This is a genomic window from Mesorhizobium sp. 2RAF45 (genome assembly GCF_052115225.1).
Lineage (GTDB): Bacteria > Pseudomonadota > Alphaproteobacteria > Rhizobiales > Rhizobiaceae > Mesorhizobium > Mesorhizobium jarvisii.
Map to the genome: position 1 here is coordinate 57,252 of NZ_JBFRGG010000017.1, position 20,278 is coordinate 77,529.

The 20,278-nt window shown below is 61.3% G+C and carries 10 protein-coding genes and 2 pseudogenes; 10 read left to right on the forward strand and 2 right to left on the reverse strand.

The features are described from left to right. The first annotated feature begins 245 nt into the window (after window positions 1-245). From AB4Z43_RS29550 to ligD, 3 genes are all read left to right on the forward strand, one after another. The gene (locus AB4Z43_RS29550; protein WP_441940245.1) at window positions 246-734 is read left to right on the forward strand and encodes an Hsp20 family protein; all 489 of its coding nucleotides are present in this window, start codon (window positions 246-248) and stop codon (window positions 732-734) included. Between the two features lie 74 nt (window positions 735-808). Beyond that, complete coding sequence (locus AB4Z43_RS29555; RefSeq protein WP_441940247.1) at window positions 809-1,267, forward strand: hypothetical protein; 459 nt, start codon at window positions 809-811, stop codon at window positions 1,265-1,267. 95 nt (window positions 1,268-1,362) lie between these two features. Beyond that, window positions 1,363-4,005: a DNA ligase D gene (ligD, locus tag AB4Z43_RS29560; protein ID WP_441940249.1), complete on the forward strand. Its 2,643-nt coding sequence runs from the start codon at window positions 1,363-1,365 to the stop codon at window positions 4,003-4,005. A 40-nt stretch (window positions 4,006-4,045) separates the two neighbouring features. Here the strand turns inward: ligD and AB4Z43_RS29565 are convergent, their stop codons facing one another. Continuing rightward, window positions 4,046-4,201 carry a hypothetical protein gene (locus AB4Z43_RS29565; RefSeq protein ID WP_441940358.1) on the reverse strand — a complete coding sequence of 52 codons (156 nt, stop codon included), beginning with the start codon at window positions 4,199-4,201 and terminating at the stop codon, window positions 4,046-4,048. A 455-nt stretch (window positions 4,202-4,656) separates the two neighbouring features. On the opposite strand from AB4Z43_RS29565, the gene AB4Z43_RS29570 reads away from it, so the two are divergent. Further along, complete coding sequence (locus AB4Z43_RS29570) at window positions 4,657-6,693, forward strand: sensor histidine kinase (protein WP_441940251.1); 2,037 nt, start codon at window positions 4,657-4,659, stop codon at window positions 6,691-6,693. A 231-nt stretch (window positions 6,694-6,924) separates the two neighbouring features. Here AB4Z43_RS29570 and ku read toward each other — a convergent pair whose 3' ends face one another. Beyond that, window positions 6,925-7,734, reverse strand: coding sequence for a non-homologous end joining protein Ku (gene ku, locus AB4Z43_RS29575; protein ID WP_441940253.1), 810 nt, complete (start codon window positions 7,732-7,734; stop codon window positions 6,925-6,927). Between the two features lie 241 nt (window positions 7,735-7,975). Between ku and AB4Z43_RS29580 the strand changes: the two genes are divergently transcribed. From AB4Z43_RS29580 to AB4Z43_RS29605, 6 genes and pseudogenes are all read left to right on the forward strand, one after another. Continuing rightward, window positions 7,976-10,951 carry a Tn3 family transposase gene (locus tag AB4Z43_RS29580; protein ID WP_441940255.1) on the forward strand — a complete coding sequence of 992 codons (2,976 nt, stop codon included), beginning with the start codon at window positions 7,976-7,978 and terminating at the stop codon, window positions 10,949-10,951. Window positions 10,952-11,008: 57 nt separating this feature from the next. Further along, a pseudogene (locus AB4Z43_RS29585) lies at window positions 11,009-11,272 on the forward strand (AAA family ATPase); the annotation flags it as partial. Between the two features lie 183 nt (window positions 11,273-11,455). After that, complete coding sequence (locus tag AB4Z43_RS29590) at window positions 11,456-12,715, forward strand: metallophosphoesterase family protein (protein ID WP_441940257.1); 1,260 nt, start codon at window positions 11,456-11,458, stop codon at window positions 12,713-12,715. After that, window positions 12,712-16,182, forward strand: a complete 3,471-nt coding sequence (locus tag AB4Z43_RS29595; protein WP_441940259.1) for an AAA family ATPase — start codon at window positions 12,712-12,714, stop codon at window positions 16,180-16,182. Before AB4Z43_RS29590 ends, AB4Z43_RS29595 begins: the two co-directional genes overlap by 4 nt. Window positions 16,183-16,544: 362 nt before the next feature. Next, a pseudogene (locus AB4Z43_RS29600) lies at window positions 16,545-19,657 on the forward strand (type ISP restriction/modification enzyme). Between the two features lie 72 nt (window positions 19,658-19,729). Then, a complete protein-coding gene (locus AB4Z43_RS29605; RefSeq protein WP_441940260.1) occupies window positions 19,730-20,008 on the forward strand; it encodes a hypothetical protein in 279 nt (92 codons plus the stop codon). The last annotated feature ends 270 nt before the right edge of the window (window positions 20,009-20,278 follow it).

Genomic DNA, 20,278 nt, shown 5'->3' on the forward strand with positions numbered 1-20,278 from the left:
GCCGTCTATCTATCTCGCATTTGTTTGGTAAGCGCGATGGGGGCAGGGCCGAGCATATTTGCCGTCGCAGGGGACGGAAATCATGCACCCGGGATGTCGATCAAAAAAATAGAATCTGCCCTCTTGAACCGGATTTCGGGTTTTCCCAAATCGTTCTGCGTCGGGGCTTCGGCCCGACAGATTGAGCGTCGCAGAGACGCTGCGGCGCTGCTTGTAACCCATGTTGCTTTACGGAGGATATGGCTATGAGAAGCTTCGATTATACACCTCTCTACCGCTCGACGGTCGGCTTCGACCGTCTCTTCGACATGCTCGACAATGGCGTGCGTTCGGAGTGGCCGCCCTACAACATCGAGAAGCTCGGCACCGACGACTACCGCATTACGATGGCGATCGCCGGGTTCAGTACGGAAGAAGTCGAGCTCACCCAGCACGGCCCCGAGCTGATTGTCACCGGCCAGAAAAAGCCGGAGGAGGGCAACCGCCAGATTCTCCACCAGGGATTGGCCATCGGCAATTTCAGGCAGGCTTTTAAGCTGGCCGACCATGTCAAGGTAGCACGCGCCACGCTCGAGAATGGCCTGCTTTCGGTTGACCTGGTGCGCGAGATTCCTGAGGAGCTCAAGCCTCGCCGCATTGCCATCGGCTCGACCGGCAGCGCCGCGTCAGGGGACGAGACGGCGAAGAACAAGCAGATCAGCCACGATACGGATCGGCAGCGCAGCGCTGCCTGAATTCCACCCGAACCTCAAAGCTGCGATTTGCCTCCCGGCAGCGGCCGGGAGGCACGGATTGCGGAGAAACGGAGATGACAGGCTTTATTGGCTTTCCAGACACAAATCTTCGGGACGCAGATCGATCTGCGCTATTCCAGCGGCCCAATGAAATCCTCAACGATCCGGCAATGAGCCGTGCGGAGAAGCGGGAGCTTCTGGCTTCCTGGGCATCCGACGCCCGCGCGGTTCCTGGCCGGCCCTCGTTGCGTCAGCTGGAAGACGGCTCCCTCATCGAAGTGGATGAGATTCTCCAAGCGCTCAAGGCGCTGGATGCAGACATCTGCGCAAGCACCAGCCAGCAAACACCAGGACAGTCGCGAAGGCCGGCGCGGCGTCGCGCACGGCTGTCCTTCCCACATTGGGCGCGCATCGTGCGCCATCGTCGGCGCGATGACGATGACGACCCACCGCCTTGTCCAGTCTTTGCAGCCATCCCCCCCAGAACTGGCGGTGGCGGTGCCTTTGCTTCTCCCGAGCCCGCGCTGGCATGACGCCAGCGCGGGCGTGCCAGCTCTCGGGGGAACATGTCGCCACTCCGAACATTCCTGCCTGTAGGCCGATGTGGTCCGTGGTCCGAGGGCATCGAATGGCGAGCGACAAGCTAACAACATACAAGGCCAAGCGCGATTTCAAGAAGACGCAGGAGCCGAGCGGTCAAGGGTCGGTCAAGCCATCCAACCGCCGTCGTTTCGTCATTCAGAAACATGACGCGACGCGGCTGCATTACGATCTGCGACTTGAGCTCGGCGGCGTTTTCAGATCCTGGGCCGTGACGCGCGGTCCCTCTCTCGATCCTCATGACAAGAGGCTCGCGGTCGAGGTGGAAGATCATCCGCTCGACTACGGGGATTTCGAAGGGACTATTCCAAAAGGCCAGTATGGCGGCGGCACGGTCATGCTGTGGGACCGCGGCTATTGGGAGCCCGAGGGAAAGAAGAGCCCCGAGCAGGCGCTGGCCAAGGGCGATTTCAAATTCACGCTCGAAGGGGAGCGGCTGCATGGCAGTTTCGTGCTGGTGAGGATGGCCAACGACCGCGAACGCGGCAAGCGCACCAACTGGCTGCTGATCAAACATCGCGACGAATATGCCGTCGAGACAAACGGCGCTGCAATCCTCGACAAGAATGACACCTCCGTCGCATCCGGACGCAAGATGGAGGCAATTGCTGCCGGCAAGGGCCGCAGCCCGAAACCCTTCATGCTGCAAGGCGGCAAGGCCGAGGCAGATGCGGTGTGGGACAGTCGTACAGGCTTGGCGGCGCAGGAACGGAAAACAAACATTCGCGCAAAAAGGAAAAAGCACGGGACTGCCGCCGATCTTCCCGACTTCATTGCCCCACAGCTCTGCCAGACGCTGGCGCGGCCGCCCTCCGAACGTGGATGGCTGCACGAGATCAAGTTCGACGGCTATCGCATCCAGATGCGCGTCCTGGGCGGCGAAGCTATCTTAAAGACCCGCAAGGGTCTCGACTGGACCGCCAGATATCGCGCCATTGCCCGAGGCGCCGGCAATCTGCCCGATGCCATCATCGATGGCGAGATCTGCGCGCTTGACGAAAACGGCGCTCCGGACTTCGCCGCCCTCCAGGCAGCGCTGGCCGAGGGCAAGACCGATGCGCTTGTCTACTTCGCCTTCGACCTGCTGTTCGAAGGCGCTGAGGATTTGCGTGTCTTGCCACTGAGTAAGCGCAAGGCGCGATTGCGTCAGTTTCTGACCGACACGGGCGAGGATGATCGCATCCGCTTCGTTGAACATTTCGAAACTGGCGGCGAGGCAGTGCTTCGCTCGGCCTGCCGGCTGTCCCTGGAAGGCATCGTTTCGAAGCGCGCCGATGCGCCCTACGTCTCCGGCCGTACCGAGACGTGGGCGAAGTCAAAATGTCGTGCAGGCCACGAGGTCGTCATCGGCGCCTATGCCACAACGAATGGCAAATTCCGGTCGCTTCTGGTCGGCGTCTATCGCGGCGATCACTTCGTCTATGTCGGCCGCGTGGGCACAGGCTATGGCGCAGCCAAGGTCAGGGATCTGCTGCCGAAGTTGAAAGCTGCCGCGACCCGGAAATCACCCTTCACCGGCATCGGCGCGCCAAAGAACGAACCCGGCGTTGTCTGGCTGAAGCCGGAGCTGGTGGCCGAGATCGAATTCGCCGGCTGGACGTCCGACGGGCTCGTGCGCCAAGCCGCCTTCAAAGGCTTGCGTGAGGACAAGCCGGCCGGGGAGGTCGAAGCCGATAAGCCTGCCTCGCCGCAGAAGACCAAGGTGCCCCTGCCTCGGGAGCCGACCGCAGCGAAGCCTTCCCGCAGCCGCGGCAAGGCCAATGTCATGGGTGTGCTGATCTCGAACCCGGACAAGCCGCTGTGGCCCGATGCCAATGATGGCACGCCGGTGACCAAGGAAGATCTCGCCCGCTACTACGAAGCTGTCGGTCCCTGGCTGATCGAGCACATCCGCGGGCGGCCCTGCTCAATCATCCGCGCGCCGGACGGAATCGTCGGCGAGCAGTTCTTCCAGCGTCATGCGATGCCAGGAACGTCAAATCTTCTCGAACTGGTGAAAGTGTTCGGCGACAAGAAGCCCTACCTGCAGATCGACCGTGTGGAGGGTCTCGCCGCCGTCGCCCAGATCGGTGCGCTGGAATTGCATCCCTGGAATTGCGAGCCACAGCAGCCGGAGGTGCCAGGCCGGCTCGTCTTCGATCTTGATCCAGGTCCCGAAGTCTCGTTCAAAACGGTTGTCGAGGCGGCCAAGGAAATGCGCGCGCGGCTCGACGATCTTGGGCTCGTCAGCTTCTGCAAGACGACCGGCGGTAAAGGGCTGCACGTCGTCACGCCCTTGGCGGTTGCCAAGCGCAGCAAGCTCACCTGGGCGGAAGCCAAAGGTTTTGCGCATGATGTTTGCCTGCAGATGGCACGGGACAACCCCGCCCTCTACCTGACCAAGATGGCGAAGAACCAGCGCATCGGCCGCATCTTCCTTGATTATCTGCGCAACGATCGCATGGCGACCGCCGTGGCTCCGCTGTCGCCGCGGGCGAGACCCGGCGCGACCGTCTCCATGCCGCTCACCTGGGCACAAGTCAAAACCGATCTCGATCCGAAGCGCTTCACCCTGCGTACCGTCCCAGCGCTGCTGAAAAAGAGCACGGCGTGGAAAGACTATGGCGAGGGTCATCGCCTGCTCGAACAAGCGATCAAGCGACTGGCAAGATCGATGCGTCGGGCGGCCTGACGCGCGATGGGCTGGAGGCCCGGACAGCCAGTCTCGACGTCTAGCGCTTGCCGGGACGATTCTGCGCTTCGACGGACTTGCGCAGGGCATCCATGATATTGATGACGTTGTTCGGCGTCGCCTTCGGCTCGGTCGACGCGTCACCACTGCCATAGGGAGGAGGAAATCGACCAGGATCTTCGGCGATCTTGGGCATTTGCGATATCGATGGGGGAGGACATTAGGAGCTGGGCGAACGGGCCAAACTGTTGGAATGCCCATTGCTTACCGTACACAGCGTTGCAGTGGTGACCGAGCCAGATGCAGGATGCCCAGCTGAGTTGCTCCGCACCAGAAGCCACGGAATTCCCACGCTGACGCCGGACTTCAGTCACGCGCCACCAAGGATGAGTGGAACGAAGGCAGGCAGACACCGCCTCCCGGTTTCTACGTCATCGTCGCCGCTACGCTTTCTGGCATCGGCCGCACCTCGACGTGCCCTGCATTATCCGGAAAGGCTAAAGTTGCGGTTTCCGAGAGGCTACAGGCTAATCGCGATCGTTCATTCCAGGACACTCTTACCCGGTACTGACTGGGTCTTCTTAACTAACGCTTGCGGAACGTCGTCCTGCGATTATGTTCGAGGTCTCTGAGGGCACAAGGGGACATAGGTTGCCTCGTCGTTCCGCCCGTTTGCACCTGCTAGGTCTGATCGCAGCCGCCGTGATACCGGTCTGGCTTTTCGCGGCGTATCTCCTTTTCCAATTTGCCATGCATGAGCGATTGCGGTTTGAGCAGGATGCGTTGCAGACGGCCCGGCAGGTTTCGCTTGTGGTGGAAGCTGAGGTCGCCAATCTGAGAACGATCGTGGACGGCTTGTCGAAATCCGCGGCTCTCGCTAATGGCGACCTGGAAGCCTTTCGAGGAGAGGCGCTCCGTGCGGTACAAGGAACCACCTATAACCTTGTACTGCGCGATCTCGGGCACAATCAGTTGTTGAACACAGACGTCGGTTTCGGGGCAAATCTGCCGCAGGTCGAACCGATATCGGCCCCAGATCGCGAGAAGCTGAAGGTCTCTAGCATTCTCGTTAGCGATGTCTTTCAAGGCCAGGGCTCCAAGGATTATCGCGTGGCCATTTCCGTCAAAGTGCCATCTCCTACCGGTGAGGACCTGCTTCTTTCGATTTCCGTCCCGACATCGCGCATTCGCGATGTGATGATGCCGGCCGTGCCCGATGGTTGGACAGTCGGAGTAGGAGATCGCGACGGAAACTATGTCGCGCGCTCCAGATCGCATGAGGAGATGACCGGCAAGCCCGGACTACCCGAATATTTGAAAAAGATCGTCGGCCGCTCCGGCAGCTTCATATCTCGCAACTATCAGGGCACCACGTTGCTGGCGGGCTATTTCCGATCCTCGTATTCCGGATGGTTCTACACAGCCAACGTGCCACTGTCGGATGTGCAGGCGCCGCTGTGGCGCTCGCTGGCGGCGATAGGCGGGATTGGCATTGTGGCGCTTCTATTGTCGGCTGGTCTGGCCTATGTCGTCGGCAAACACCTCACGGGGGCAACCACCGACCTGGCAGCCCGAGCGGATGCACTGGGAAAGGGCTGTCCCGTGCAACCTCTGTCCACTTCGGTAAGAGAGTTTGCAACAATCGCGCAAGCCTTGGTGGATGCCGAACGTGCGATTGCGCAGCGCCGCAATGAGCTGGAGACTGTGCTCGACACGGTGCCGGCTGCTGTCTGGTTCACCTACGATCCCAAAGCTCTTCTGGTCATTCGCAACCGCTTCGCCACGGAGCTGATGGGTTTGCCAACCAAGGTCCGGCAATCGTTTGGAGTGCCTGATCCTGTGATCAATACCGTGGCAGTCAAGGATGGTCACACGGTCAGTCGGGAAGATCGGCCACTATCAAGAGCGATGCGCGGAGAGCTGACCGACAACGAAGAATTTTCCTACACCCTTCCGTCGGGCGGAGAGCGCTTCCTGCTTTCGAGCGCGCGTCCGATTCGCGGCGCAACCGGCCATATCATAGGGGCAGTGCAGATCAGCCTCGACATTACGGACCGCAAGCGCGGCGAAGAGCAAAGGAAATTGCTGGTCAACGAATTGAATCACCGTGTCAAGAACACGCTTGCAGTCGTCCAGGCCATAGCCAGCCAAACGATTCGCAACGCCACCAGCCTGCCGGAGGCAGGCCGAACCCTCACCAGTCGACTCGTCTCGCTGTCAAAGGCCCATGACATTCTAACGCAAAAGAATTGGAGCGGCGCTGATCTGAATGATCTGATCATCGAATCGATCAAGCCCCATGCGGCCATCGAGCGCTTTCAAATTACCGGAGAGAAAGTTTGGCTTCCGCCAAACCTGGCGCTTTCATTTGCCCTCGCGCTTCATGAGTTGACGACGAATGCTATCAAGTACGGTGCCCTGTCAAACGCAAAAGGTAGGGTCACGATCTCTTGGAACCTCGTGAACCAAGGGACTGAAGCCCGGCTTAATCTGGAATGGAGGGAAACCGGTGGTCCAACCGTGGGATCTATAGAGCGCAGGGGCTTTGGCACCCAACTTTTGGAGCGCGTATTCGCCCCCAACTCCGCAGGCCGGGTCTTGATGAACTTTAAACGGCGAGGGTTGTCTTGCGTTTTTGACGTCGACGTGTCCGAGCACAATGAGACTGACGCAGGACCAGTTGCTTGATAGGGAGGCTCCAATCGCGTGGCGGCTTTAGCTGCTGCTGGCTAGCAGTCTGAAATGCCGCGGTCGAACAGGGCGGGCGTGATTATCCAAGCAACGATCCTGCCGTAGCTTGGCATTTCGCCTAGCGTTCCTCGAAACCAGCTCCAAGCGGAAAGATGCTTCCCGCCAATTCGTGCTACGCCTGAAGGTGAGATGACCGCGGCGGCGCCAGCGTCGCAAGGAATTGCACGTCTAGCGCTTGCCGGGACGATTCTGCGCTTCGACGGACTTGCGCAGGGCATCCATGATATTGATGACGTTGTTCGGCGTCGCCTTCTGCTCGGAAGCCTTCGCCTTGGCCGGGCGCTTTGTCTTCTTCCGCTTAGCTTCGATGATGTCCAGCAGCTTGTCCTGCACCGGGTCGGAGACCAGCTTGCTGTCCCAATGGCGGGTCTGCTTCTGGATGAATTGCTGGATGAGGGGCATCATCTCGGGATCGGGTTTGTCCGCGTCGATCCCCTCGAAATAGGCGGCCTCGTCCCTGACCTCGTCGCCATAGCGCAGGGTCCACAGCACAATGCCCTTTCCGCGCGGTTCCAGCATCACCGCGCGCTCGCGCCGCGAGATCACCAGCCTGGAGATACCGACCATGTCTTCTGCTGCCATGGCGTCGCGGATGACCGAGAAGGCCTCCTGGCCGACCGGATCGTTTGGCGACAGGTAATAGGGCGTGTCGAGCCAGATCCATTCGATGGAATCGCGCGGCGAGAACACATCGATATCGATGGTCCTGGTGCTGTCCAGGGCGACGTCCTCCAGTTCCTCGTCTTCGAGAATGATGTAATCGTTCTCTCCACGCTGATACCCCTTGACCTCGTCTTCCTCGTTGACTTCCTTGCCCGTGACGGCATCGACGTAGTGGCTGACCACGCGGTTCTTCGTCTCGCGGTTGAGCGTATGAAAACGGACCTTTTCGCTCTCCGACGTCGCCGGCATCATCTGCACCGGGCAGGTGACCAACGAGAGCTTCAGATAACCTTTCCAATAGGGTCGAACGGCCATGATGGTCTCCGATCAGGCCGCGCGTCTGGAATTGGCGACGCGCTTGGGCTGCTTTCCGGGGTCGGAACAAGAGCAGTGCGAAATCGTACGCTAAGGGCGAACGGATCATGAACTCTGCCGTAGTGCGGCCGTGCAGCATCCGATCCCTGTGGATTGCCATCGCAGGGCACCCAGTTTTGATTTCTTCGCCCGTCCGACTCGACAACGCTCCCGGCAGATTGGTCGTGGAAGGAGTTGGGCGATGGGTAAACGGAGGCTTCTCAAGGTTCAGGATCGACAGAGACTTTTCGATATACCAACCGATGAGGACGGCCTCATCCGACACTATTCGTTGTCGTCGGCTGACAGGCTCGAGATTGGACTTCGCAGACGAGAACACAATCAGCTCGGATTTGCCGTTCAGCTCTGCCTGATGCGATATCCAGGAAGAGTGTTGGCGACCGATGAAACTCCGCCTCGCGCAATGCTAAAGTACGTTGCCGAGCAGATTGGCGCCGACGCTGGAAAGTTTGCGCTCTATGCACGTCGTGAAGAAACGCGTCGCGATCACATTGCTCGGTTGATGGTTTATCTGGCCGCGCGGAGCGCGACGGGACAAGACCGTAGAGCTGCGCTGTTGGCTGCAATTCAGGCGGCCGCGATCTCCGACGACGGTGGCGCGATAGCGAGTGCGATTGTCGCCATGTTTCGTGAACGCGGATCCCTTCTTCCTTCAATCGACACGATCGAACGGATCGGTCTTGCCGCCCGCGCCATTGCCCGTCGGCGGGCGGAGAGAGCGTTGATCGAAGAAATTTCGGTCGATACGCTGCAATCGTTGGATAAGCTGTTGGAGGTTGACCCGGCCATCGGCCAAACGCGCTTTCATTGGCTGCGATCAGCGCCGGATGCGCCAGGTGCGTCAAACCTGGTCGGGCTGACCGAACGGATCGCCTTCCTGCGCAAGCTAGAAATCGATCCGAAATTGCAGATGCGCATCTCGTCTGGACGATGGGATCAGATGATCCGTGAGGGCAACGCCACACCGGCATGGCTGGCCAACGATTTCAATGCCAGCCGTCGACACGCGCTGATCGTGGCGCAAATTATCAAGCTCGGCCAGAAGCTCACGGACGATGCATTGTCGATGTTCATCAAGCTGATAGGCCGGCTGTTCTCGCAAGCCAATAACCGCAAGAAGCAGCGCCACATGGACTGCAGGCCGGATACCGCCAAAGCGCTACGCATGTTCCTGGACACGATCACAGCCCTGCAGTCCGCGAACGATTATGGCGGGAACGCATTGGAGGTTCTAGATCAGGAAGTTGGATGGCACCGGTTGCTTCGGATGAAGCCTGAGCTTGAGTTGATGGTCGAGGACAACGAGGCGTCGCCTTTGACCTTAGCGGCCGAGCAATATGCGACCGTCAACAAGTACGCCGGTGCGTTCTTGGAGGCGTTCACGTTCCGCTCAGCGCGCCGCCACGATCCCCTTCTTGCGGCGATTTCGCTGCTGAAACGGCTCTATGCCGAGAAGCGGCGCACCCTTCCGGATCGCCTCCCGGTCACCCACCTCGGTCAAGCTGATCGACGGCTAATTCTCGGCCAGGAGAAGCCCGATCGCCGTCTGTATGAGATTGCAACGCTCGCGGCTTTGCGAGACCGGCTTAGATCTGCGGACATTTGGGTCGATGGCAGCCGATCCTTCCGACCGATCGACGAGCACCTGATGCCGCGGTCAACGTTCACCATCCTGAAAGATGAAGATCGCCTCGGACTTGGCGTCCAAGAAGACGGCGCGGCGTGGCTTACCGAAGCGCAACAGATGCTCGACTTCAACCTGAAGCGCCTGGCGCATAGAGCACGATCCGGAAAGCTCGACGGTGTTCGTCTCGAAGGTGGAACGCTTATCGTCACGCCAGCAGCTGGCGAAGTTCCCGCAGCAGCGGAGGACCTGAACGCCGAGATCAGCGAGCTGTATCCACTGGTCGAGGTACCGGACCTTTTGAGGGAAGTGCACGAATGGACCGGCTTCGCCGACCATTTCACGCATGTTCGCACGGGTGACACTCCGAGGAATATCTCGGCCATGCTGGCTGGCGTACTGGCCGATGCGACCAACCTCGGTCCGAAACGGATGGCGAGCGCGTCCAAAGGCATCAGCGCTCACCAGATCAGTTGGATGCGCACCTTCCACGCCCGGTCAGAGACCTACCGCGCAGCCCAGGCCTGCGTGACGGACGCACACACCGGCCATCCGCATTCTCGCGTTTGGGGCAATGGCACGACGTCCTCATCTGATGGCCAGTTCTTCCGAGCAAGCGACCGAGCCGCAAAGCGCGGAGATATCAATCTACATTACGGCAGTGAGCCCGGATCGAAGTTCTACAGCCACCTGTCAGATCAGTACGGCTACTTCAGCATCTTGCCCATCAGCCCGACCGAAAGCGAGGCTGCCTATGTGCTCGACGGACTATTCGATCAGGACACAATCCTCGAAATACAGGAGCACTTCACCGACACCGGCGGCGCGAGCGATCACGTCTTTGGGCTCTTCGCTCTGATCGGCAAGCGGTTCGCACCGCGACTGCGCAATCTTAAAGATCGGAAGTTCCACACGTTCGAGAAAGGCGATGCATACCCGGCGCTGTCGAACCACATCGGGGCGCCGATCAACACCACCCTGATCCTCGATCACTGGGACGATCTGCTTCATCTGGCGGCATCGATCACCACCCGTGCCGTTGTGCCCTCGACGATCCTGAAGAAGCTCTCGGCATCGCCAAAAGAAGGTCAGCTCGCCAGGGCGCTGCGGGAACTCGGCCGCATCGAGCGATCGCTTTTCATGATTGAATGGTACTCGAGCCCGACACTGCGCCGGCGCTGCCAAGCCGGCCTCAACAAGGGGGAGGCAGCGCACAAACTCAAACGGGCAGTCTTCTTTCATGAGCGTGGGGAACTCCGCGACCGGTCGTTCGAAAGTCAGGCATTCCGCGCATCGGGCCTCAATCTTGTCGTCAGCGCAATCGTCCACTGGAACACGGTCTATCTCGACCGCGCGGTCACAGAGCTCAAACGAGCGGGAAGGAACATCCCAGATATGCTGTTGAAGCATATCTCGCCGCTGAGTTGGGAGCATATCAACCTGACAGGTATCTACACCTGGGATAGCGAGCAACATCTCCCGGAAGGCTTCAGGTCGCTTCGCCTCCCGGCAGGCCTACGCCGTGCCGCATAACGTTCCTGCTCTGTTCGACCTTAGCGTACGATTTCGCACTGCTCTTGTTCCGACCCCAATGAGACGGTCGTAAGCCTGCTCGTGCCGGTCCTCAATGAAGCAAAGAAAGCCCGACAGATCATCATGGTCACGCACAATCCAAACTTGGCGGTGGTGTGCGATGCCGAGCAGATTATACACGCAACATTCGACAGGAAGAACGGCGCGCGAATTTCTTACCAGTCAGGCTCGATCGAAGACGGGATCATGAATAGAGCCGTCGTTGACGTCCTGGAGGGAACAAAGATTGCATTCGATAACAGAGGACAGAAGTACCATTGAGAACTGAATTCCGAGCACGATGTCTGCCGGATGGGAAGAGTGCATATAGGGTGCAGAGCTGATCAGTGGGGCAGATGCCAATTGCCGGATGAACTTTGACGATGGCGTCATCCAACGTGATAAGGCGCTGGCGAAAACCACGCCGGCATAGGCGCCCTTGTGTTCAGAGGCGGAGACCGCCGAATGGCGTTTCGATTTCTACATACTGCCGACATCCATCTTGACTCGCCGCTGCGTTCCCTGGCGTTGCGAAACCGCGACCTTGCCGAGCTCGTTGGTGACGCCAGCCGCCAGGCATTCGTCGCGATCGTCGATCTCTGCCTTGCGGAACGTGTCGATGCGCTGGTCATTGCCGGCGATCTCTACGATGGCGACCAGACCTCGATGAAAACGGCGCGGTTCCTGGCGGCACAGATGACGCGCCTGCACCAGGCCGGTATCAGGGTTTTCAAGATCCGCGGTAATCATGACGCCCTGTCGCGGATATCGAAGCAGCTGGTGTTCCCCGACACGGTGACGATCTTCACTGGCCGTCCACAGTCAGTACTGCAAACGGCCGGCGGTCTCGACGTCATGTTCCATGGCCTGAGCTTCGCCAGCCCCAAGGCGCCGGACAGCCTGCTGCCCAAATATCCGGCTGCCCGCGAAGGGGCTGTGAATGTCGGCATCATGCATACCAGCCTGGCGGGATCGCCGGGTCATGATGTCTATGCGCCCTGCGGCGTCGCCGACCTGCACGGCCATGGTTTTGACTACTGGGCGCTCGGGCACATCCATGTTCGCCAGGTCCATCCTGGAGCAAGAACGGTGGTGATGCCGGGAATCCCGCAGGGCAGGGACATCAACGAGGCCGGCGAGAAATCAGTCACTTTGGTGACGATAACAGACGACCGCTCCGTCGAGATCGAGGAGAGGCTGACCAGCGTCGCGCAATTCGAGCGGGCGAGCGTCGACCTGACCGGGACAGTGGAATGGTCCGAAGTCGTCGGGCGCGTCCGCGCCGCTCTCGAAGATGTCCGGGCTTCCGTCACGTCGCGCCATGCCGTGGTGCGTCTTGGTCTGACCGGAGCGTCGCCTCTGTCTTGGGCACTGATCCGCGACCGGGACCTGCTGCTGGCCGAAGCAGAGCAGGCCGCGGAACAGGTCGGCGATACATGGGTGGAGAAGCTCGAACTTGACCTCGCGCTGCCCAGGACGGAAGCAGCCGAGGGCGTCGCGGATCCGATCCTTGAACTCGCTCAATCCATGCGCGCCGACGCCAGCTCGGAGGCGTTTCGTGCCGAGGCGAGGGCGCTTGTCCAGAAGATGATCGCGGATCTTCCCGCCGACGGCCGCGACTTTGCCGGAAGGGACGAGGCTGGGCTGGACCTGTTCCTCGACAGGGTGCTTGCCAGCGGCGCCGACCTCGTCACGGCCCGCCTCAAGGCAGGTGGCGCGCCATGAGGCTCCGGCGCCTTGACCTCATCCGCTACGGAAAGTTCACCGACAGGACGATCGACTTCGGGCCCAAACCGGAGTCAGGACCCGACCTGCACATCGTGTTCGGCCTGAACGAGGCCGGAAAGTCGACAGCGCTATCCGGCTACCTGGACCTTCTGTTCGGCATCGAGGAGCGCAGCCGCTACAATTTCCTGCACGAGTACAGCGCCATGCGCATCGGCGGGGTGCTCGAATTCGACGAAGCGGAACATGTGTTCACGCGCACCAAGCAACGGAATAACTCGCTGCTGAACGCGACGGGCCAACCGGTGAGCGAGGTGGCTGTAACCGCCCATCTTGCGGGTCTGTCCCGAGACGCATACGCGACCATGTTCTCGCTGGACGACGAGACGCTGGAAGCGGGCGGCAAGTCGATCCTGGAGTCGCGTGGCGACCTGGGCAAGCTGCTGTTCACGGCCAGCGCCGGTCTTGGGCATGCGAGTGACACGTTGAGCGCGCTCGAGGCCGAAGCGGATGGGCTGTATCGCAAGCAGGCGCACGGAACCGAGCTTGCGCTGCTCAAGAAGCGTCTGGCGGACCTCAAGTCGCGCCGCGACCAGATCGATACCTTGGCATCGACCTATGAGAGCCTTGAAGCTGAACGCCTGGACGCGGCGGAAAAATACGATCGCAACATCACCGAACGTTCCGTGCTGTCGGCCCGGCTCGATGCCATTGCCAAATACTTTCGTGCGCGCCCGATCCTGGCGGAGATCCGGCGCAAGGCAGCCCAGCTGGCGGAGCTGCCGGACATCGCTTCACCATCTCGCACCTGGACCGGCAACGTCGCCGGATTGATCGATGACGACGCCAGCCTGAGAACGCGGCTGGCCGGCAACATCGACGAGGTCGAGCGCCTAGCGACGAAAATCGCTTCCGTCGATATGGACGAAGTGATCCTTGCGATTTCCGAGCGCGTTCGGGGCCTGGCGGAGAGCAAAGTGCGCCATGTCTCTGCTGGCCTCGACTTGCCCAATCGCAAGATGGAGGAGCAAATCCTCAACAACACCGTGGCGACCTGCCTTGCCGCGCTCGGACGATTATCCGAGCGCGATCCCGCAGCACTGCTTTTGCCTGCAGCGACTGTTGGCACTGTCCGCACCATGGTCGACCAGCGATCAGGGATAGCGACCAGCCTGCGCGTCGCCCGCGACGAGGCCTCGGCGGCGCTTGATGCGCTCCAGACGGCGCGGGAACGGGTCGGCGAGGAACGGGCCGTGCCCGAGCCTGCCAGGGCAAGGCTCGGTGCGACCTTGTCGAAGGCGAGGGCGAGCGGGCACGCCAGCGAGATCAGGGCGGCACGTGAGGCGGAAGACGCCGGCGCGGTGCGATGGGAGGCGGCACTCGGCCGCTTGCACCCATGGTCTGGCGACGCGCAGGCGTTAGGCCGGATTTCTGTTCCGGGCGCCGGGCAGATCATCGCCTGGAAGACGCTGTCGGCGGAACTCGGCAGGAAGAGAGCCGTCCTGTCCGAACGCCTTGCCGAATATGAGGGCAACCGTGAATTGCTCGCGGCGCGTCTCGGCGCGCTTCGCGCCTCGGTTGACGTCGCCGATGATGAGGCGGCGGCCGCGATCCGGCGATCGCGGGATGACGCCTGGGCACGGCATCGCGGTGCGCTTACCGGTGAAACCGCTGACGATTTCGCAGTGGCGTTGGCGCGCGACGACGGTGCCGGCGCCGGCCGATTGGCCGGCGCGTCGGAGCTTGCCGAAATCCGGGCGGCGACGCGCGGCCTCGCCGAAGCCGCGGCCGACATCGCGCGCCTGCGCGAGCAATTTTCACGGGTCGACACGGACAGGGACGCCGCCCTGTCGGACCTGCGCGCGGCGGCAAGGGATCTGCTCGGAGAAGATCAGGAACCGTCCCTGGAGCGCCTGATCGAACGCATCGAGGATCGCATTTCTGGACGCACCGATGCGCTCGCGGCCTGGGACGAGATCGAGCTTGCCCGCAAGAAGGCCGGGCGGGCGGGCGATGAGGGCGAGCGAATACGACTGGAGCTGAGCGGCGCGCTGGAGAGCGTCGGGATCGGCGCGGATCTCGGCGACAGCCTGGAGACGATCATGGCCGTCGCCGAGCTGTTCCTCGACCGACAGCGCAAGGTGGACGCCCAGCATGCCGAGGCGCTCAAAACAGTGGGCGCCAAGGAGGAGGAATTGGCCACAAGGCGGCGAGCCGTGGAAGTGGCGGAGCGGCGCGAGGAAGAATGGCTGGCCGGCATTGCCGAAGCCCTCAAGGGCACCTGGCTCGAGAACGGGCTTTCCGCGCCTGGCGTCGGCATGGTCCTCGACCAATTGGTCGAATTGTCCAGAAGCCTCCAGGAGCGGGACGCCATGCAGCTCCGCATCGAGAAGATGCAGGCGGACAGGGACAACTTTATTGTCGAGCTCACCGCCGTTGCCGCCGAAGCGAACGAGCCGGTTGACAGTGAAGAACCGGAACAGTTGGCGATCCGGCTTGCCGAGCGCCTGGAGCGTGCCGAGCGTACGCGCGAGATGAAGGCAAGCCTTGTCAACGACCTGCAGCGCCTGCGTGACACCCGCGAGGTTCTCGATGCTGAAATGTCGGCACATGAGCGTCGCAGGAACGACGTTCTGGATGTCTTCGGTGTCGCCACCTTGCCCGAAGTGGTGGAACGCGACGAGCTGCTGCGAGACAGGGATCGCCTGCGTTCCGCGATCGCCGAACTCGAGGAGCAGGTGGCGGCCGAGCTTGCGGTGGACGGGTTCGACAAGGCGCGTTCGATCCTGAATGCTCTCGATTTCGACGGCGTCGCCATCGAGAAGGCCGAAGGTGAGCAACGACTGCTCGATCTTGATGAAGCGATAAGGCAACAGCTCATTCGGCAAACGCGCGCGGCCGACAAGCTGGACGCCATTGGTGGCGACAGCACGGTTGCCCGCATCGATGCCGAGCGGCGCACTGTCCTGCTGGACATCGAGGAGAAGGCCGTCCGCTACATCGAGCTGAAACTGGGAATAATGTCGGCCGGCAACGCCCTGCGCATCTACCGCGAGCGCCACCGCTCCGGAATGATGGCACGGGCATCCGACGCGTTCGCGCTGATGACGCGCGGCCAGTACTCGGGTCTGACCACACAACCGGTGAAGGGCGGCGAAGTGCTCATCGCGTTGCAGCGCGACGGCCAGTCGAAGGTAGCCGACGCGCTGTCAAAGGGCGCTCGCTTCCAGCTCTATTTGGCGCTGAGGCTTGCCGGATACCATGAATTCGCGCAGTTCCGGCCTTCCGTGCCGTTTATCGCGGACGACATCATGGAAACCTTCGACCATGTCCGCTCCGAGGAGGTTTTCAGGTTGTTTGGCGAGATGGCGAGTGCCGGCCAGGTGATCTACCTCACGCATCATCAGCACTTATGTGAAATTGCCAAGGCTGTTGTGCCTGCCGTAACGATCCACGAGCTCAATTAGGTGTTGGTCGCCTGGTAGGTAAGTTACGAACGCAAAACCCATGCAAATCCCGGATGCTTTGAATAAGTTCGACCAAGGAAGTAGATCGGCCCGATTCTTTCTCATCGGGAACGACAGTGCGGAGTGGAATATTGGCAAAGTCAATTCAGGAGGCGGTGTCGGCCTATGGCGCATCGCTGAAGCCAAAGCTTGCAAACCCGGCGATCGGCGGCCAACCGGAGGACCAGCTTCGCGGGCCGCTTGAGGTGCTGATCAAGTCGCTCGCCGAGGTCGGCGGTTTCGCGGCCGGCGCTGTCCACTTGGTCGGCGAGACCAGCCTCGCTGACATCAAGACTCGGCCGGATTTCGCGGTCACGGCCAACATGGTGCTGGTCGGATTTATTGAGGTCAAAGCACCGGGCAAGGGCGCGGATCCGCGCCGCTTCACCGATCCGCATGACAAGGGGCAATGGGGTAAGCTGAAGTCGTTGCCCAATCTACTATACACGGATGGCCAGTCCTTCAGCCTGTGGCAGGACGGCGAGATCGTCGGCAAGGTAGTGGCGCTTGAGGGCAGCGTCGAGAGCGACGGAGCGAAACTCGCCGCCCCGGATGCACTGCTGCCGCTGATCTTCAACTTCCTCACATGGAAGCCCATCCCGCCCACCAATGCCAAGCAGCTCGCGCGCATATCGGCGCGTCTCTGCCGCCTGTTGCGTGACGAGGTGATCGAGCAACTGGAGCGCAAGAGCCAAGGACTGACGGACCTTGCAAGAGATTGGCGCAGGCTGCTGTTTCCGGAAGCCAACGACTACCGTTTCGCCGACGGCTACGCCCAGGCCGTGACCTTCGGCCTGCTTGTTGCCCGCGCCATTGACATCCCGCTTGCCAGCGGCATCCACCAGGCCGCCTACCAGTTGCGCGGCTCCAGTTCGCTGATTGGCACCGCGCTCGGCCTGCTGACCGACGATCCGGAAAACCAGAAGGCGCTGGAGACGTCGCTCGCCACGCTGACCCGCGTGTTGAACGAGGTGAACTGGCACACCATCAGCAAGGACAGGCCGGAAGCCTGGCTCTACTTCTACGAGGACTTTCTTGAGGTGTACGACAACGACCTCCGGAAGCTGACCGGCTCCTACTATACGCCGCCGGAGGTGGTGTCGGCGATGACGCGGCTGGTGGACGAGACGCTGCGCGGGCCGCTGTTCTCGCGCCCGAGCGGTCTTGCTTCCACCGACGTAACGTTGGCCGATCCGGCCATGGGTACCGGCACCTTCCTGCTCGGCGTGATGCGCAGGATTGCCGATACGGTCGAGGCCGACCAAGGCAAGGGCGCAGTGCGCGGCGCGGTCGAGGCGGCGATGGGTCGCCTGATCGGTTTCGAGCTCCAGTTCGGCCCCTTCGCCGTCGCTCAGCTTCGCCTGATCGCCGAATTGCAGGCTCTGACAAAGCCGGACGCCAAGGCCCCGCCGAAACTACCCGACTTGCAGCTTTTCATCACTGACACGCTCGGCAACCCGTATGTCGAGGAGGACACGCTGGTGCAGAGCGGGCCGATTGCCCAGTCGCGACGGGAGGCCAACAGGATCAAGCAGCAACGTGACATCACCGTGGTGCTCGGCAATCCGCCCTACAAGGAAAAGGCGCGCGGGATGGGCGCCTGGATCGAACAGGGTAGCGGCGAGAAGGATCTGGTCGCACCGATGGATTGGTGGGCGCCGCCGCCGGAATGGAAGGTTGGCGCGCACACCAAGCACCTGAAGAACCTCTATGTCTATTTCTGGCGCTGGGCGACGTGGAAGGTGTTCGGCACCGGTAACCGTGCCGCGACCGGAAATCCCGACCGAGATGAGGAAGGCATCGTCTGCTTCATCACCGTCGCCGGCTTCCTGAACGGCCCCGGTTTTCAGAAGATGCGCGACGATCTCAGGCGAACCTGTTCCGACATCTGGGTGATCGACTGCTCGCCGGACGGACACCAACCGGAGGTGCGGACCCGCATCTTCCAGGGAGTGCAACAGCCCGTCTGCATCATACTGGCGGCGAAGCCGCTAGGCAAAGATCGGAACACGTCGGCCAGAGTGCGTTTCCGCGCGCTCCCCAAAGGGCCGCGTGGGGATAAGTTCGATGCGCTGGAGTTGCTGACCCTCGACGCTCCGGAGTGGCAAGACTGCCCATCCGCTTGGCGCGCGCCGTTCTTCCCGGCAGCGAGTGGCGACTGGGCCACCTTTCCGTTGCTCAGTTCCTTTTTCACCTATGACGGCTCTGGCGTAATGCCGGGGCGGACATGGATCATCGCGCCCGACAGACAATCGCTTGAGGCGCGCTGGAAACGGCTGATTTCCGAGAAAAACGCCGAGAAGAAAGAGAAACTGTTCCACCCCCATCTCCGGCTCGGAAAGCCGGGAGACAAGCATGTCCGCAAGACAGTCGCCGCCGGGCTGGCAGGCCACGAGCCGCGGCTGGGCGCAGTCATCGATGAAAGCAACAACGTTGTTCACCCTGTCCGCTACGGATTTCGCTCGTTCGACCGCCAATGGATCATTCCGGACGCTCGCCTTATCAACCAGCCAAACCCTACGCTGTGGAGTGGCTACTCGCCCCGGCAGGTCTTCCTGACAGCTCTGGAGCGAGTTTCGCCGAGGTCTGGGCCGGCCGTTACCTTACCAGCCTCATTCCCGATCTTGACCACTTCAACGGTCGAGGCGGCCGCGGCCATCCCCTCTGGCGCGACGCGGCGGCAAAGGTTCCCAACATACCGACGCAACTGCTCGGTGTGCTGGCCGATGTCTACGGCCATGCGGTGTCGGCCGAGGATGTCATGTCCTATCTGGCGGCGGTGATGGCGCACCCCGCCTTTACCGTGCGGTTCCAGGAAGACCTCGTTCAACCCGGTCTTCGCGTGCCGTTGACCGCCGACTCGGCGCTGTTCGCGGAAGCCGTCGCGATTGGCCGCGAAATCATCTGGCTTCACACCTATGGCGAGCGTTTCGCCGACCCCGCAGCCGGACGGCCGAAGGCGCCCCCGCGCATGGCCGAAGGTATGCGGCCGTTTATTCCGGAAGGCGGCGGCATTTCTGGCGCGCCGGAGCCGCTGCCCGACACCATGAAATATGATCCGGCCACGCGCCGATTGTATGTTGGGGCCGGATTCGTCGACAACGTGTCGCCGGAAATGTGGGCCTATGAAGTTTCGGGCAAACAGGTGGTTTGGCACTGGTTCAGCTACCGCCGGCTTGACCGCAGCCGGCCGCAGATCGGCGACAAGCGCCCTTCGTCTCCACTCGACAAGATACAGCCCGACAATTGGCTCGCCGAATACACCAGCGACCTGATCGACATCCTCAACGTATTGGGGCGGGTGATCGCTCTGGAACCAGCGCAGGTTAACCTGCTGACGCGCCTCCTCAAGGGCGAGCTCATCAAGGCCGATCATTTGAAGGCGGTGTTGGGGCCGGAAACAACTGACAGTCTTCTGTCAGGAAACCGTGGATAAGCCAACCTACTGCCATCGCATGGCCCGATTGGCTGGGGCATAATGCCAGTCTAGAATCGTATCGGCAGGATCATGGCCAGGAATCAGCTCGACCTTTTCGGCGCCGACCAGCCGCTTTTCGACGAGGACGCGCCGCCCGTCTACTACCACGGCGACCCCGACCGCGTGCGCGCGCGGCTGCACAGGCTGATCGCCGAGGCGCGGGCGGCCGACACGCTGCCGTGGGACAACGACAGCGTGCGGCTGTACCGCAAGATCGTGCCGCAGATGGTGCTGTGGCTGCCCGAAGACGAAGCAAAGCAGCTTTGCTTCGATTTCGAGGAGGAGATCCGGCGGCTGCTGGCAGCGTAAAACTCAGGGCTGTCATTCGTGGGCCAAGGTTTCCTGTCACCTTTTAGCCTGACCCGAGTTAGAAACCCGTCGCCGTCGAACACCTTCAGCACCGGAACCCTGACTGTGTCCGCTTGTGGATCCTCAGGCACAATGATCAGGGGATTTACTTCTTGAGCCATTATATCGTCAGCAAAGGAAAAACGAGAGTTCCCGTTCAGCTATATCGTAGATCGTAGTCTTGCGAAGCACTTCGATATATTTGCCTGCTGGCATGGTGGCGTGGCGCTA

Excerpts from the sequence above, each read along its gene's own strand:
- AB4Z43_RS29590 (WP_441940257.1), top strand. The coding sequence starts at position 11,456 with ATGGCGTTTCGATTTCTACATACTGCCGACATCCATCTTGACTCGCCG.
- ligD (WP_441940249.1), top strand. The coding sequence starts at position 1,363 with ATGGCGAGCGACAAGCTAACAACATACAAGGCCAAGCGCGATTTCAAG.
- AB4Z43_RS29555 (WP_441940247.1), top strand. The coding sequence starts at position 809 with ATGACAGGCTTTATTGGCTTTCCAGACACAAATCTTCGGGACGCAGAT.
- ku (WP_441940253.1), bottom strand. The coding sequence starts at position 7,734 with ATGGCCGTTCGACCCTATTGGAAAGGTTATCTGAAGCTCTCGTTGGTC.
- AB4Z43_RS29550 (WP_441940245.1), top strand. The coding sequence starts at position 246 with ATGAGAAGCTTCGATTATACACCTCTCTACCGCTCGACGGTCGGCTTC.
- AB4Z43_RS29595 (WP_441940259.1), top strand. The coding sequence starts at position 12,712 with ATGAGGCTCCGGCGCCTTGACCTCATCCGCTACGGAAAGTTCACCGAC.
- AB4Z43_RS29605 (WP_441940260.1), top strand. The coding sequence starts at position 19,730 with ATGGCCAGGAATCAGCTCGACCTTTTCGGCGCCGACCAGCCGCTTTTC.
- AB4Z43_RS29580 (WP_441940255.1), top strand. The coding sequence starts at position 7,976 with ATGGGTAAACGGAGGCTTCTCAAGGTTCAGGATCGACAGAGACTTTTC.
- AB4Z43_RS29565 (WP_441940358.1), bottom strand. The coding sequence starts at position 4,201 with ATGCCCAAGATCGCCGAAGATCCTGGTCGATTTCCTCCTCCCTATGGC.